The sequence below is a fragment of the Acinetobacter soli genome, assembly GCF_000760595.1.
In the GTDB taxonomy this organism is placed as follows: domain Bacteria; phylum Pseudomonadota; class Gammaproteobacteria; order Pseudomonadales; family Moraxellaceae; genus Acinetobacter; species Acinetobacter soli.
The window spans coordinates 63364-79518 of the sequence record NZ_BBNM01000008.1; the positions used below are offsets into that span (position 1 = coordinate 63364).

General features: G+C 46.4%; 14 protein-coding genes. 5 read left to right on the plus strand and 9 right to left on the minus strand.

Annotated elements, in window-relative coordinates; genetic code table 11:
• Positions 1 to 64: 64 nt before the first annotated feature.
• The 4 genes from Aso01_RS10705 to Aso01_RS10720 all read right to left on the minus strand — a co-directional run bounded on the left by Aso01_RS10705 (position 65) and on the right by Aso01_RS10720 (position 4439).
• On the minus strand, positions 65 to 1489 hold the full coding sequence (locus Aso01_RS10705; RefSeq protein ID WP_004941663.1) for an amino acid permease: 1425 nt from the start codon (positions 1487 to 1489) through the stop codon (positions 65 to 67).
• A gap of 190 nt (positions 1490 to 1679) precedes the next feature.
• Complete coding sequence (locus tag Aso01_RS10710) at positions 1680 to 2039, minus strand: RidA family protein (RefSeq protein WP_004941667.1); 360 nt, start codon at positions 2037 to 2039, stop codon at positions 1680 to 1682.
• Positions 2040 to 2049: 10 nt separating this feature from the next.
• Positions 2050 to 3147, minus strand: coding sequence for an alanine racemase (alr, locus tag Aso01_RS10715; RefSeq protein WP_004941671.1), 1098 nt, complete (start codon positions 3145 to 3147; stop codon positions 2050 to 2052).
• A gap of 32 nt (positions 3148 to 3179) precedes the next feature.
• Positions 3180 to 4439 (minus strand): D-amino acid dehydrogenase, encoded by a 1260-nt coding sequence (locus Aso01_RS10720; protein ID WP_004941675.1) that lies wholly within the window; start codon positions 4437 to 4439, stop codon positions 3180 to 3182.
• Between the two features lie 138 nt (positions 4440 to 4577).
• Here Aso01_RS10720 and Aso01_RS10725 point away from each other — a divergent pair, with 138 nt between their 5' ends.
• Complete coding sequence (locus Aso01_RS10725) at positions 4578 to 5048, plus strand: Lrp/AsnC ligand binding domain-containing protein (RefSeq protein WP_004941677.1); 471 nt, start codon at positions 4578 to 4580, stop codon at positions 5046 to 5048.
• Between the two features lie 447 nt (positions 5049 to 5495).
• Positions 5496 to 6548 (plus strand): 4-hydroxyphenylpyruvate dioxygenase, encoded by a 1053-nt coding sequence (gene hppD, locus Aso01_RS10730; protein ID WP_004941680.1) that lies wholly within the window; start codon positions 5496 to 5498, stop codon positions 6546 to 6548.
• Between the two features lie 72 nt (positions 6549 to 6620).
• Here the strand turns inward: hppD and Aso01_RS10735 are convergent, their stop codons facing one another.
• Entirely contained in the window at positions 6621 to 7400 is a 780-nt protein-coding gene (locus Aso01_RS10735) for an IclR family transcriptional regulator (protein ID WP_004941685.1), read from the minus strand.
• Between the two features lie 291 nt (positions 7401 to 7691).
• On the opposite strand from Aso01_RS10735, the gene Aso01_RS10740 reads away from it, so the two are divergent.
• The 3 genes from Aso01_RS10740 (at position 7692) to Aso01_RS10750 (ending at position 10887) form a co-directional block, all read left to right on the plus strand.
• Complete coding sequence (locus tag Aso01_RS10740) at positions 7692 to 9089, plus strand: amino acid permease (protein WP_004941688.1); 1398 nt, start codon at positions 7692 to 7694, stop codon at positions 9087 to 9089.
• 189 nt (positions 9090 to 9278) lie between these two features.
• Entirely contained in the window at positions 9279 to 10493 is a 1215-nt protein-coding gene (locus tag Aso01_RS10745) for an amino acid aminotransferase (RefSeq protein ID WP_004941691.1), read from the plus strand.
• 133 nt (positions 10494 to 10626) lie between these two features.
• Positions 10627 to 10887, plus strand: a complete 261-nt coding sequence (locus Aso01_RS10750; protein WP_004941693.1) for a SemiSWEET family transporter — start codon at positions 10627 to 10629, stop codon at positions 10885 to 10887.
• Positions 10888 to 10964: 77 nt separating this feature from the next.
• Here Aso01_RS10750 and Aso01_RS10755 read toward each other — a convergent pair whose 3' ends face one another.
• The 4 genes from Aso01_RS10755 to lldR form a co-directional block, all read right to left on the minus strand.
• Positions 10965 to 12407, minus strand: a complete 1443-nt coding sequence (locus tag Aso01_RS10755) for a capsule assembly Wzi family protein (RefSeq protein WP_004941696.1) — start codon at positions 12405 to 12407, stop codon at positions 10965 to 10967.
• Positions 12408 to 12531: 124 nt separating this feature from the next.
• Positions 12532 to 14235 (minus strand): D-lactate dehydrogenase, encoded by a 1704-nt coding sequence (gene dld / locus Aso01_RS10760; protein WP_004941697.1) that lies wholly within the window; start codon positions 14233 to 14235, stop codon positions 12532 to 12534.
• 13 nt (positions 14236 to 14248) lie between these two features.
• Positions 14249 to 15403: an FMN-dependent L-lactate dehydrogenase LldD gene (gene lldD, locus Aso01_RS10765; RefSeq protein WP_004941700.1), complete on the minus strand. Its 1155-nt coding sequence runs from the start codon at positions 15401 to 15403 to the stop codon at positions 14249 to 14251.
• Positions 15400 to 16152: a transcriptional regulator LldR gene (lldR, locus tag Aso01_RS10770; protein ID WP_004941703.1), complete on the minus strand. Its 753-nt coding sequence runs from the start codon at positions 16150 to 16152 to the stop codon at positions 15400 to 15402. The genes lldD and lldR overlap by 4 nt, the downstream gene beginning before the upstream one ends.
• Between the last annotated feature and the right edge of the window lie 3 nt (positions 16153 to 16155).

Consider the following 16155-nt stretch of genomic DNA (forward strand, 5'->3'; position numbering starts at 1 on the left):
GCACGAGATTTAATACAATTTGAAGAGCATACGCTAGACGATGCTCTTCAATAGATCATTTCTTTTAATTTTGCATCAAACGTTTCACGCGAGGCTTATACATAAACTGATAAGTAAAGCCCAAAATAATCAACCAGAGCGGACTCACGTAAAGGGCTTTAAGGGTATCGGGCTCTAATGCCAGAATCACCAACGTAAACATCAAAAAGCCCAAAACTACATACGACATCAAAATACCGCCTGGCATCTTAAACGTCGATTGGGCATGCAACTCAGGGCGCAGCTTACGATAACGCAAGTAGCACACCATGATCATGCTCCATACGCTAATAAACAAGATCACGCAAAGTGAACTGGCCAGCGTAAAGGCCTCCATGGTATTGGGCACAAAATATTGCAACGCGGCACCTGCCATAATAAACAGGCAGGAAAACAGTAAGCCATTGGCCGGTACTGCACGGCGCGATAACTGTGCAAATGCCTTAGGAGCTTGACCGTCACGTGATAAACCAAACAACATACGGCTGGTCGAGAACACACCGCTGTTCATCGAGGACATCACCGAAGACAACACCACCAGATTCATGATGATGGCAGAAGTCGGAATACCCGCGTACAAAAACAGTTCTACAAATGGGCTTTTATTGGCACTGATCTGATTCCAAGGCGTCACCGACATCACCACAAACAATGCCAATACGTAAAATAAAATAATGCGGATTGGGATGGCATTGATGGCTTTGGGAAGATTTTTTTCAGGATCTTTGGTTTCTGCGGCAGTCGTACCGACCAGCTCGACCCCAACAAAAGCAAAAACTGCAATTTGAAAGCCAGCCAAGAAACCTTCAACGCCTTTAGGAAACATTCCCCCTGCGGACCAGACATTACTGATCGATGCCACAGGGCCGGCAGGAGAATGAAAATGGCTAAACACCATGTAGCCACCGACGCCAATCAATCCGACAATCGCCAGAATCTTAATCAAGGCAAACCAGAATTCGATTTCACCAAACAGGCGCACGGTTAACAGATTCAGCCCGAGCACCAAAAACACACATGCTGCGCTAATAAGTGCCTGCCCCATTGGCGTAAAGGTGGTGCCATCGGGTAACCAGAAACTTAAATAGTTGATAATGGCAGCCAGATCGGCAATTCCGACCAGTACCCAGCCTAACCAGTAGGTCCAGCCCAGATAATAGCCAGCGCCCGGACCGAGCAGATCATGCGCCATATCGACAAAAGACTTATAATGCAGATTCGCCAGTAACAATTCGCCCATGGCACGCATTAAAAAAAAGAACATGACGCCAATGATCATGTAAATATATAAAATAGAAGGTCCTGCCAGCGAGATCGTTTTCCCTGATCCCATAAAGAGGCCTGTTCCAATGGCACCGCCAATCGCAATCAATTGTAAATGACGATTCGACAGTTTGCGCTGAAGCTCATGGGGTACATGCTCAGCGTCGCGATGACGTCCTGTAGTCATAAGGTCACATCCTTTTTGAATTTCCTCTTTTAAACCCAGCCATTTTTCCTTTTGTTTGGGATCGCCTCACAAAAATACTGAAAACAGCGGGATCTAACGCTCCTTGTGCCCGTCATTCACTTCAACACAAAGGGAAATACGGGTCTTAAATTGTTAACGCCAGCACACGAATGCACTGGCGGATATAAAATTAGGCTTGTGCCGCAATCACGGCAATTTCGATGAGCCAGTCTGGATTGACCAGATCGGCCTGAATGGTGGCCCGTGCGGGTGTGGCCAGTCCATCGAGCCATTCGGTCCAGATTGTATTCACCTGTTGAAAATCATCAAGATGCTTTAAAAACAGTTGCGCAGAAAGCAGACGGGATTTGTCGGTATGGGCTGCGGCCAACAAAGCATCGATGGTTGCCAGAATTTCTCGGGTTTGCCCTTCAATCCCTTGCTCGGTCTGCTTCGGAACCTGACCAGAGAGATACACTACGCCATTAAAAATGGTGACAGCACTCATTACCGCGGTGGTATTGATGCGCTGAATATCGCTGTTCGACATGCCTATATCCTTATGTTTGTATAATAAATGGAACGCGTGCCGTCACAGCACACATGAGTTCATAACCTACGGTGCCCGAAGCCACTGCCACCTCATCGATGGATAAAGTTGCACCAGTTTTAGACCTGCCCCACAGCACCACCTCACTTCCGACAGTAGCCTGTGGTACAGGCGTCAAATCGACTGCCAGCATGTCCATACTGACGCGACCAACGGTACGGGTACGCACGCCATCTACCAGAATAGGCGTACCTGTTGGCGATATACGTTGATAACCATCGGCATAACCACAAGCCACAATACCGATCTTGAGTGGGCGGTCTGCCATAAAGCTTGAGCCGTATCCCACAGTGTCATTGGGCTGTAAATCTTGAATGGCCAGCAACTCACTACGTAGGCTCATCGTGGGCTTGAGTGTCCAGTGGTCGATTGAATGTGCCGGATAATCTGGTGCGCTGCCATAGAGCATGATGCCGCTACGGACAACATCGGAGTGCAGCGGATGGCGTAGAATCGCGGCACTGTTACTGATCGATCGTGGGCCCGCAAGCCCCTCAACCGTTTGTTCAAAAATACGTTGCTGATAGTTAATCCCAGACTCGCCAAAACGATTGCCATCTGCATCGGAAAAGTGCGTCATGTGCGTGATACTGGCCACCTGCGGTAATGCATGCAGGCGCTGCCACGCTTCGCGATATGCCGCAGGCTGAAAGCCCAAACGGTTCATGCCGCTGTTCATTTTTAAATAAACATGAAACTGCGCTGGCGCAGGATGACGCTCGATCCATTCAATCTGGCTCAGGTGATGTACGGTAAAGCTGAGCTGATCTTGCGTGCAATCGTATAAATCTTGCGGTGAAAACACACCTTCCAGTAACAATATTGGCCCGGTCCAGCCCAACGCCCGAATGCGTTTGGCTTCGGCAAGATCAAGTAGTGCAAAACCATCGGCGGCGCTTAAGGCCGGATATACGCGTTCGATACCATGACCATAAGCATTGGCCTTAACCACGGCAAAGACCTGACTGTCTGGCGTGGCGTTTCGGGCAACCTGAAGATTGTGTGTTAAGGCATCCTGATGCACAACGGCATGAATGGGACGTGGCATAGTGAATCTTCCCTGAGGTTTAAGACTTAGACTTAGGCTGCGCTAGAATAACGTTGCAGCGAGAGCCCTTCCGTACTGATATCGGTTTGATGGTTCAGCACAATGTCACTGATCAACTTGCCAGAGCCACAGGCCATGGTCCAACCCAAAGTGCCATGTCCGGTATTGAGAAATAAATTTTTAAAGCGGGTCGCACCAATAATTGGAGTGCTGTCTGGTGTCATTGGGCGTAAACCTGTCCAGAAAGACGCTTCTGCCATATTGCCGCCCGGGAATAAATCTTGTGTCACCATCTCAAGCGTGGCGCGTCGGTCTTGATTTAAGCCGAGATTAAAACCACTCAGCTCGGCCATCCCTCCCACACGAATACGCTGGTCGAAACGGGTAATGGCGATCTTGTAGGTTTCATCGAGCACGGTCGACTGCGGCGCGAACTCAGGCTGCACAATCGGGATTGTGAGTGAATACCCTTTGACTGGATACACCGGCAGATTAAGTTCAAGCGGTTTTAAAAAGTCACGCGAATAACTACCAAATGCCAATACATAACGATCTGCTGTTAGAGTTTGACCATTAACGCGCACGCCTTTGATGCTATCGCCTTCGACCACCAAGCCTTCGACCTGCTGATTAAACCGAAAATCGACGCCTAGTGCTTTGGCTTTGTTGGCCAGCGCATTGGTAAACAAATAACAGTCGCCAGTTTCATCATTTGGCAAGTGCAAACCACCGACCAGTTTATCCTGAGCATGTGCAAGTGCCGGCTCGACTTGGGCAAGCCCCTCGCGATCAAGTAGTGCATAACCAACGCCACATTCTTCTAGCACCTGAATGTCACGCTGCACTGCTTCTAATTGTGCTTCGCTACGAAAAACCTGCAAGGTGCCTTTAGCACGGTTCTCATATTCGATACCTGTGGTTTCACGCAATGCTTTGAGGCAGTCACGACTGTATTCAGCCACACGCATCATGCGTTCTTTGTTGGTGGTATAGCTGGCTGGATTACAGTTTTTAAGCATTTGCGCCATCCACTGTAACTGCCACATGCTGCCATCGATATTAATTGCCAAAGGTGCATGATGTTGAAACATCCATTTTACCGCTTTAAACGGAATGCCTGGCGCTGCCCACGGTGTAGAGTAACCCGGTGAAATCTGACCGGCATTGCCAAAACTGGTTTCTTCTGCTGGCCCCGCCTGACGGTCTAATACCGTAACCTGCGCGCCTTGTTGCGCAAGGTAATAAGCGCTAGCCACACCAATAACACCACTGCCCAAAACAATTACACGCATGTCCGTTCCTTCAATCCGTATTAGGTTATTTCACTAGTATATTTCTGGTTAGATAGTTAATTTCACTGATTTAAACGCTATAATTTAGGTAATTTTAAGAATTCGTCGTGCAAAAAAACGAAAAAAAGGAAATTTCTTATGCGTGCACTAGACCGGATTGATCGGCAGATTTTAGATATTCTGCAAAAGGAAGGGCGCATTGCCATCAGCGAACTGGCTTCACGGGTCAATTTATCGACCACACCTTGCTCCGAGCGGGTCAAGCGACTAGAGCGCGATGGCGTGATCACAGGCTACCATGCACGGCTGAATCCGGCGTATGTCGATCGGAATCTATTGGTCTTTCTGGAAATCAAGTTATCGGCAAAATCGGGAGATGTATTTGATCAGGTCGCACGTGACTTAGTGGCGATTCCTGAAGTGTTGGAGTGTCATCTGATTTCGGGGGAATTTGATTATCTGGTCAAAGCACGCCTGAAGGAAATGAGTGCCTATCGGCGTTTGCTCGGCGATCTGCTTAAAAAACTGCCCTCCTCGGCGTCTTCACACAGCTATATTGTGATGGAGGAAATTAAGGAAACCTTGTTTTTGGACGTTTCACGTCTGTAATCACACGACTTAATGAATTCTTAAAAAATCAAGGATCACTTTGCAAACCACACCCAGTCGTGTGGTTTTTTAATTAACTCCAGTTAATATGCGTCTTTTTGGTGCAAAAGTATAAATACAGTCATCATTATTACAAAATTCATAATTTAATTATGTATTGCATAATTAAATTGAGTTTAGTATGCTCATTCATATAACGCAGTATCAGTTGGACGATACGTTGTTAAAAAATGAAGCAGGACGGCGATTTTGAGTTTCAATAATTTCCTTTGAGCGCAATCGTCTTTTAAACCTAGGGTGCTACCCCGATACAATTTTAAATTGGTTGGTTGTATTGGTGATGCCTATTCCTTAGCCCTTTATAGGCTCTGTAGCATTCTATGTTTAAAAATCTAAAGCGATCCAATGAGTGGATTCGGTAAAAATCGATAATGAGGACGGAATAAGATGGATATTTTAGACAACCCTTTGGAGCTATGCGGGTTTGCATTTATAGAGTTTGTTTCCAAAGAAAACGAACTTGATCTGATTTTTAAAACCATGGGGTTTACCCAAGTTGCACGTCATAAATCAAAGAAAGCATTCCTTTGGCGTCAGGGCAATATCAATATTATTTTGAATTATCAACCTGAATCTTACGCATCTTATTTCTTTAATGAACATGGTCCATCGGCCTGCGCAATGGGCTTTCGTACCCGTGATGCCGCCAAAGCATTTAATAAAGCACTCGAACTGGGTGCCGAGCCCATGTACAGCAAAATCGGCCCGATGGAATTAAATATTCCAGCCATTAAAGGTATTGGTGGTATGCCGATCTTTTTGGTCGATCGTGACATTTATGAAAATGATTTTGAATTTATCGATGGTATCGAGGCAAATCCTGTCGGCACGGGTTTAAAAGAAATCGATCATCTGACGCACAATGTCTATAAAGGCCGCATGGACTACTGGGCTTCTTTTTATGAAAAGATTTTCAACTTCCAAGAAATCCGTTATTTCGATATCAAAGGCGAATATACAGGCCTGACCTCTAAAGCCCTGACCGCGCCAGACGGTAAAATCCGCATTCCACTTAATGAAGATTCAGACAAAGGCAACGGTCAAATTGCAGAATTCTTGGCCGACTTTAACGGCGAAGGGATTCAGCATATTGCCTTTATTACAGATGATTTGCTGGCCACGTGGGATAAACTCAAGGCACTCGGGCTGAACTTTATGACTCCACCGCCTGCCACCTACTACGAAATGCTGCCAGAGCGCTTGCCCGCCCATGGCGAACCGACTGAAGAGCTACAAAAACGCGGTATTCTACTCGATGGCAGCACGCAAAATGGCGAGAAAAAACTACTGCTTCAGATTTTCTCTGAAAATATGATTGGGCCGGTTTTCTTTGAATTTATTCAGCGTAAAGCAGATGACGGTTTTGGCGAGGGTAATTTTAAGGCGTTGTTTGAATCGATTGAGCGTGATCAGATTCGTCGTGGTGTACTTCAAGTATAAGCATTTAACACCCGAAATCGCCTGATACTCCACTGCACTTTGAATGAAGCGCAGTGGATTTATTTTTTGTGTTTAGCGGTTTTGCAAAAAACGATTGATCGCCGCCACTGCGCTTTTCAGCTCAGCCAACTTTTCGCTTTGTGCATCTAGCGGCAAGAACATTTCAGTGTCGATGGCCACAATACAAAACTCCAAAACACCCTGTGCATTAAAGACAGGCAGCCCCACAGCATTAATCCCCACCAGCAAATCGCCTTGTGCCAGTGCCATGTGTTGCTCAAGAATCGAGGTTTTGAGGGCTAAAAATTCATCCCAATTTTGTGGTTTAAGCGGATAGCTCGACTGTGCCGCGGCTTGCCATTCCAGTTCCATAAGTGGACGCACCACATGTTCGGGCATAAATGAGGCAAAGACTCGGCCCGATGCCGAATTCACCAATGGCATAATCGAGCCAACTTTGGTCACAATGGCAATGGGGTGATTCGACTCCATGGCTTGTACTACGAGCGGTCCACGCGGCGACCATTTACTAATTTGAATGCTACAGCCAATTTTGGCCTGCACATCATAAATCATCGACTGAACAAGTTGCAGCGCGTCGGTATGTTGAATACAATTCAGCCCCAATCGCCAAGCCTGATCGCCCAGTGCATACTGGCCATCATCAAGCTGCTTGGCATAATCCATACGAATCAGGCTCACCAGATAACGGTGAACTTTTGCAGGATGCATGTCTAATTTGTGCGATAAGTCTTTTAAAATAATGGGATGCTGATGGTCGACCAATGCATTCAACACACTCAAACCCACTTCAAGCGATTGAACCCCACCCGATAATCTTTCTTCAACCATTGATGCACTCTTTTAAGATGAAATTCTCAAGCATATGCAGTGTTCCGATATTTTTACAAGACTGCATAAACGTGCTGACATCATGCCTGACATTGGTCAAAACTGAAATGCTCTTTTTTCATTTATGCCACGACTTTGCCCCGATTCCAGCAGATTTCACGGCACAGTATGCCGCTATAGCACCTTTGAAAATCGGTTGATTATCGACAGATTTTGATTTTTTTTGGTTTAAATTTATGATATACGTAATTTGTTTTAAAAAAATTACACGACATGGATGAGAATAAGCATATGTCACAGCAAGAGCAAGGTCGCCTCAAACCCGGTTTATCCAATCGCCATATTCAATTAATTGCGCTGGGCGGTGCGATTGGTACGGGACTATTCCTCGGTATTTCACAATCGATCAAACTGGCAGGGCCTTCGGTTATTTTGGGTTATGCCATCGCGGGTCTGATTGCCTTTTTTATGATGCGTCAGCTTGGTGAAATGGTAGTGCATGAGCCGGTCAGTGGCTCGTTTAGTTATTTTGCCAATAAATACTGGGGACGCTTTGCCGGGTTTATTTCGGGTTGGAATTATTGGGTGTTGAACGTGCTGGTCTGTATGGCCGAGCTGAGCGCGGTTGGCCTGTATGTACAGTATTGGTGGCCCGACATTCCAACATGGGTTTCAGCACTGGGCTTTTTCATCCTGATTAACGTGATTAACCTGCTCCACGTGAAACTTTTTGGTGAAATGGAATTTTGGTTTTCAATCATCAAAATTGCCGCCATTTTGGCCATGATTGCCTTTGGTTCTTACTTGCTGGCCACTGGAAGCGCAGGACCTCAGGCACAGATCAGCAATCTCTGGGCACTGGGTGGCTTCTTTCCACATGGCGTAACCGGCCTACTGATGGCCATGGCCGCGATTGTATTTGCCTTCGGTGGAATCGAACTGTTTGGTATTACCGCAGCCGAGGCACGTGACCCGAAAAAAACACTCCCTAAAGCCGTCAATCAGATTATTTACCGGATTCTCATTTTTTATATTGCGACGTTGTGCGTGTTACTGGCACTGTTCCCATGGAATCAAATGGCACAAGGTGGCAGTCCATTTGTAATGGTATTTGCCTCACTTAACAGCCAAGGTGTCGCGACAGCCCTCAACTTTATTATCTTGACTGCCGCAGTATCGGTTTATAACGGTACTAGCTACTGTAGTAGCCGCATGTTGCTGGGTTTGGCAGAACAAGGCAATGCCCCTCAATTTTTGAAAAAAATTAATTCTCGCGGCATTCCAGTTCATGCAGTCCTACTCTCTGCCTTCGTCACTGCACTCTGTGTATTACTCAATTATCTGTTCCCAGAAAAAGCCTTTGCATTTTTGATGATGCTGGTCGTGGCGGCAATTGTGATTAACTGGGTGGTGATTTCCTTTACCCATTTAAAATTTCGTCAGCAGCTTAAACGCACTCATGTGACGTCGCATTTTCCAAGTTTGTTCTACCCCGTGACCAATTATTTATGTATGGCTTTTATGCTTGGCATTTTGGTAATCATGAGCCTCACACCCGACATGCGCCTTGCCGTCTGGCTGATTCCAGCATGGCTCGTTTGTTTAAGTCTGGCGTATTGGATTCAGCAACGAAACGATGCCATGCGCAGTGCCGCATTGACATTTGAGTCTGAAAATTCATTTAAATAAACTCAATAGTGTATTTAGAAAAAGTCGAAAGGTTTTGTAAAAATAATTTTCAAGGCGGTCGTATTTCAGCATGGTGCTACTTGGCGCTTACTGATACATTAGTTCAGTTTAAGCGGAGATCCCGCTTAAGACTGTCACACTCCAATAACACACAGTTTGAGCTTAACTGTGGAATGAAAGGACTTTTTAATGTTTCAACATATCCCACCGTATGCAGGCGATCCAATTTTATCGCTTATGGAACAATTCAATGCCGACACGCGTGAAGGTAAAGTAAATTTAAGTATCGGGCTTTATTACAACGAAGATAGCATTGTGCCGCAACTTGATACCATCATGGAAGCACAAAAGCGTATCGAACCAAAGCAAAATAAAACCAAACTGTATTTGCCTATGGAAGGGTTCAAGCCTTACCGTGATGCAATTCAAGCCCTACTTTTTGGAAATAACAGCCCGGCGGTACAAAGTGGACGTGCCGTGACCATTCAAACGCTCGGTGGTTCAGGCGCATTGAAAGTGGGTGCAGATTTTCTTAAAAACTATTTCCCGAATTCTGAAGTATGGGTCAGCCAGCCAACTTGGGACAACCACGTGGCAATCTTTAATGGTGCCGGCCTTAAAACGCATTACTATCCATATTTTGATGCTGAAACACGTGGTGTTGACTTCGATGGTATGCTCTCTACCCTCAAACAGCTTCCGGCGCAAAGCATTGTGCTTTTACACCCATGCTGCCATAACCCAACCGGTGCAGATCTGACGCCAGCACAGTGGGACCAAGTGATTGAGGTTTTAAAAGCAGGCAATCTGATTCCTTTCCTAGACATTGCCTACCAAGGTTTTGGCGAAGGTATGGAGCAAGATGCGTATGCCATTCGTGCGCTTGATCAATCGGGAATGAATTTTATTGTCAGCAATTCATTCTCTAAAATCTTCTCGTTGTATGGCGAGCGTGTTGGTGGTTTGACATTTGTATGTGACGATGCAGAAAGTGCGCAATGTACGTTTGGTCAGTTAAAAGCCACTGTCCGCCGTATTTACTCAAACCCACCAACGACGGGTGCATGGTTGGTCGATCAGGTGCTAAATGATGCAGCGTTGAACCAACAATGGCAAAACGAAGTAAAAGATATGCGCGAGCGTATTCTTAAAATGCGTCAAATCTTGCGTGATGAGCTTACAAAAGCACTTCCTGAGCGTGACTTTAACTACCTGCTTGAGCAAAAAGGCATGTTTAGCTATACCGGTTTAACCGGTGAACAGGTCGATCAATTACGTGAAGACTATGCGATTTACCTCGTGCGTAGTGGTCGTATCTGTGTTGCAGGCCTCAACATGAGCAACGTATACATCGTGGCCAAAGCAATGGCAGAAGTTCTGGCCAAAGAAACCGCACAAGCTTAATCTGAATCGCCGCTGTGTTGCGTATGCAGCACAGCGGACGTCTATTTATACCGTCGTTGTTACAGCATTGAATTGTTTTTCATATAAAAATACTTATATAGTAAATTCATAACTCATTATCGTATGGACAATAATGCTTCAAGATCAACAAAAATTTATCCAGATTTTAGGTTGGGTGGCAACCTTTACGGCCATTTGTATGTACGTTTCGTATATTCCACAAATCATGAATAATCTGGCTGGACATAAAGGAAATCCGATTCAACCTTTTGTTGCAGCAATCAACTGTTTATTGTGGGTCATTTATGGACTCAAACGCAAAGACTATCCGCTTGCGGCAGCCAATGCACCCGGTATTTTGTTTGGTGCCGCAGCATGTTTCACTGCACTTTAATTTCACTATTATTTTGTATATATGTTTGAGTAAAAAAACACCCCTCCATTTGGAGAGGTGCTCAATACGTTTCAATTTTAGAAACGGAACTGTTTTAGATCGAGCGGAATTTCGACCCCAATCGATGCACCCGCATCGTTGCCGTGTACATCTGAATCACTTACCCAGCCATTAATCTTCAGTGACAAATCTGGCTTGATGTAATGCGTCCACGTTAAGTCGAGTGCTTTGACTTCGTCTTTTTCAGGGAAGGCGCGGTTAATTGCGAGATTAGATTGATTGACTTTCGCCAGTAAGACGCGCCCGCTAATTCGGTTCATGACATCTACACGTATATCGCCACCCACCGAGTACATCTGACCATCGCCACCGATGGCATGACCTAGCGGATAACCATGCTGATAAAAACCGTCAGTATAGACGTAATGGTTATAGGTATAACCTTGTACATCACCATTGGTACGGGTATCTGCCCATTCGGCATACAACTGGTAAGGCATATTACGTAGGCTTGAGGAATACTCTGCACCAGCTAAATACAATTTTCTTGAAGGCAAAAGACCAGCTTCATCTTCTCCGATAGCCTGACCATATACGCTCATTGGTACGTTAACCAACGGTTGTAAGTTCAAACGAAAATCTACACCCGCCAACTGGTTCGAACGATCTTCACTGGCATCATAGACGTTATCGTTACCTTTAATCGCATTCCATAGGGAGTCCCAACTCTCTGAGCGCCCTTTACCGCCCCATTGTAATGTTCGGGTTGCACCTAATTCTAAATAAGGTAACGGCTGCGCTGTCAGTCTAAGGCCTAAAAGCTTGGCATCAGGTACAGCGGTGTATTTGTCGAGCTGACCGCCAAACACTTGGTACTGCCACGGCCCAATCCATGACAGCCATTTGGTTTCAAATGCTTTTTGTTCGGCACGTTGCACTGTCACGCCATAAACTGGGCGGCTGGCATCGCCTCGAATCAAGCTGCCGTCATGTCCTGGTCCCCACCATGTTGGAATCTGACCTGCAATCACCCACTGGTTCCAGAGTTTGCCGGCCAAATACGAGCCTTCGACATTGACCTTACGGCCGTTATCGATTTGCTGATCTTTTTCGCCATTTACGCGTAATTTACCATCCCAGTTTTCACCACCGGCATTTACTTCCAATGATGCAACATATTGTGCTTTTTGCTGATCACCAAACGCTTGAGGTAAATTTTTCTGATCGGTTTCGGCAAATAATCCGAGTTTAACCGGTGTCTGATCAGCTTTTAGCGCATTCACGACCGAATTGAGTACGCGCTGTTGATTCTTGTTTTGCACCTTAGCATTTGCAAGGGCACGCTGGATTTCATCACCACTTAAAGGCCATGTCGATGTGCTGATTTGAATCACACCTTGCTGATTCAACCAGTTTAAATCCGTACGCAAATCTTCATTGTTCAGCACAATGCCTTGGGCAAAGCTAAGCGCTCCCCATCCCATTAACGCAGAAAATAAAATAGTTTTTCTAAACAACATGACCTGGTCTTTCTCTAGTTTATTATATCTCGTTCACCTTAATTTTTTTCTTTTGCTTTTGCAACCTTAAAAAAAATGGAAATGTAAGGGCACAGTGTGTGATAGCTGCATAAGACAGACCCATTTAGATTTTTTTTGATTTTCCCCAATACTTTAGCTTGGAGGTATGACCAATACCCACATTAAAACTATTGGTCGGATCTAGATGCTGATAAAACTGTGCCAGCGCTGGCTTGGCGATATATAAATGACCCACGTTGTGCTCGGCAGGATACTCTGCTCGGCGCGCATCGAGTAAGGTCCACATTTCGTGCTCCATCGCTAAGGGATCGACGCCTTTTTTGACAATATAGTCCTGATGAAAAACATGACAGAAAAAATGACCGTAATAAAGTTTATGTAAGATTTTGGATTCAAGATGGGCCGGCAACTGCTCCACCCAATCTCGATCATTGCGTCTTAAGGCAATATCTAAGGCAACAATATCCTCGACTTCATTTAAATGTGTATCGCGGTAGCGAATCGCGGCGCCGGCAATCGCAAAACGGTGCAAAAATGCTTTACGGCCTTCATCTTCATCACACAAGAAAAAAGCACCAGACGGATGTACAGCAAAATAATCGTGTAAAAATGTCTGCACAGCAGAGATCGATTGCTGCTCGATTCTTAAAATGAGGTGATGTTCATAACGATCTCGAAACTGGTTCATGCGTTCAGGTAAATGATTGGGCAAACAATAGGTCACCGCCTGCAACAACTGATCAGTCCAACCTTTTAGCTTAAAACGCTCCAGAACCCCGTCTATTTTATCTTTTAAAGCAAAGGCCTTGGGTACATTGGCCGTTCCGAATTTTTCAATAAATAAAAAAGTATCCTTGCCGTATTTTGCACCAATATCATAGGCATCACGATGAATATATTCACCTGCAATCGGAAGACTCGGTAGTGTGGTCAGCAAGGCACGTCTGAGCGCGGTCAGATCATCGGCATCGTTGGTTCCGATATAAAACACCTGACTCTCGACTTTGGCGAAGGTATCTAGCCGTACCGCAAAGACGCAGATTTTTCCGGCAGAACCAGACGCTTCAAACAATCGCGATGGATCGGCATTAAAACGCGCCGGACTATCGGCATCGACTTGCGTTACATCGTGGCTATAATGCGGATCGGAGGCATGCCCCACATCGTCTTGAATATCTGAACCGCGATATTGCTGCGTTTCAAGCCGTGTCAGAATCTCTTCAGGTGTGTCGCCGAGTGCAATCCCAAGATGATTCACTAACTGAAGCTCGCCATGAGCATCGACTTGTGCATATAACGCCAGCTCGGTATAGGCCGGTCCGCGACGAACCAAAGCGCCTCCCGAATTGTTACATACACCGCCCAGCACCGAGGCTCCAATACACGATGAACCAATAACCGAGTGCGGCTCACGCTGAAAAGGTTTAAGGGTCTGTTCGAGTCGATCTAGTGTCGCACCCGGCAGACAGACCACCTGCTCACCATCACGAATGACCTGAATCCCTTGCAAACGTCGGGTACTTAAAAGTACTACAGGCCGGTCGTAATCTTCACCATATGGTGTAGAACCTCCCGTCAGGCCAGTATTGGCGGCCTGCATGATGACAATACAATCTGCATCGAGCACCGCCTGCAAAACACGCCATTGTTCGAGTAAACTTCCCGGACACACCACGCCCAACACTTTGCCTTCACCAAATCGTCGTCCCTGTCGATACTGACGGGTCTGCTGATCACCAGTCAAAACATAAGACTTGCCCACAATCTGTTGTAAGTGCTGAATCAGTGATGTTGTGCTGTGTGGCATGTGGAATATCCTTTTAGAAGCTCAATGCTTTGTTCATTTCGACCAAGCAAGATGAATCAATGTCGGCAATGCGCTTGACACCGGTCAGGGTCATGGCCACTCGCATTTCTTTTTCAAGTAAATCAAGTAAATTAGACACACCCTGCCCCCCTTGCGCCGCCAGTGCATAAACAAATGCACGTCCGATCATGACGCTATCTGCGCCAAGGGCCAGCATGCGCACAATATCCAAACCATTGCGAATACCTGAATCGGCCAAAATGGTTAAATCGCCTTTGACTGCATCGGCAATCGCAGGTAGGGCGCGTGCCGAAGACAGTACGCCATCAAGCTGGCGTCCACCATGATTAGACACCACGATCCCATCGGCACCAAATCGAACCGCATCTTTCGCATCTTCTGGGTCTAAAATGCCCTTAATAACCATCGGGCCATCCCAAAAATCACGAATCCATTCTAAATCTTTCCATGAAATAGACGGATCAAAATTATTGCCCAACCAGCCAATATAGTCTTCAAGCCCGGTCGGTTTTCCTAAATATTTTGAAATATTGCCTAAATCATGCGGACGACCCAGCAATCCCACATCCCACGCCCAATGTGGATGCATGACCGACTGTAAATATCGGCGCATGGCTGCATTCGGGCCACTCATACCTGAATGGGCATCTCGGTAACGTGCGCCCGGCACTGGCATATCGACGGTAAAGACCAAGGTCGAGCAGCCTGCCGCTTTGGCGCGTTCCAAGGCATTTTTCATAAAGCCACGATCACGCAGCACATAAAGCTGAAACCACATCGGACGTTGAATGGCTGGCGTCACCTCTTCAATCGGACACACCGAAACCGTCGAAAGGGTAAAAGGAATACCCTTTTTATCTGCCGCCACGGCTGCTTGTACCTCGCCACGACGGGCATACATACCTGTTAGCCCGACTGGAGACAATGCCAGCGGCATCGAAAGCGTTTCGTTAAATAATCGGGTTTCGAGGCTCAATGCCGACATATCTTTTAATACACGCTGGCGCAATGCCACCTGAGCTAAATCTTCAACATTTCGTTTCAGCGTCGATTCACTATATGCGCCGCCATCGATGTAATGAAATAAAAACGGTGGCAAACGGCGCTGCGCCGCTTCGCGATAATCATTTGAAGATGAAATAATCATGCTGAATCAATCCTGTTTAAACGAGTAGCACGTTTCTGGCGAGCGTCGTCTTCGTCCAGTGCACGTACCTGATGGATGACAAATTCGATATGACCACATACCGCATCACGCGCAGCTTGCGCATCTTGGCGGTCGATGGCATCCATAACCTGAAAGTGCTGATCACTGAGTAAATCGGCGCTTACAGGATGGTTATAAACTTTTTTTCGGCCCAAAAAGACGTTGTATTGCAGCAGGTCAAACAGGCTGCGCATCATTTGAATCAGCACCGCATTGTGCGATGCTTCTGCAATGGCCAGATGAAAATTGGCATCGGCCACCGCTGCCGCCGCAGAATCGCCACGCGCCTGATGCTGTGCAATTTCATCAAAATACTGATGAATTTTGGCACGATCTTGTTCGGTGGCTCGCTGTGCGGCGTACCATGCCGTACCGCCTTCCAAAATAAGCCGTGACTCCTGCACATCGAATCGATACTGCGGATCTTCTTCAAGCAGTAGACTAATTGGCTCGACGATGTGCTGTTGTGGCCATGTTTCGGGCAAATGTACGATATAGGTACCATCTCCCCGACGGCTGGCCAGTACCCCCAAACTATTGAGCTGCTGGATGGCTTCGCGTAGCGAGGGTCGCGAAATTCCCAGACTGGTGGCCAGTACACGCTCGGCAGGCAAGCGGTCGCCTTGTTTCAGGTTACGTTGCTCAATGAGCGCCTGTAACTTTTGTACCACCTGGTCAGAGACTCGCATACT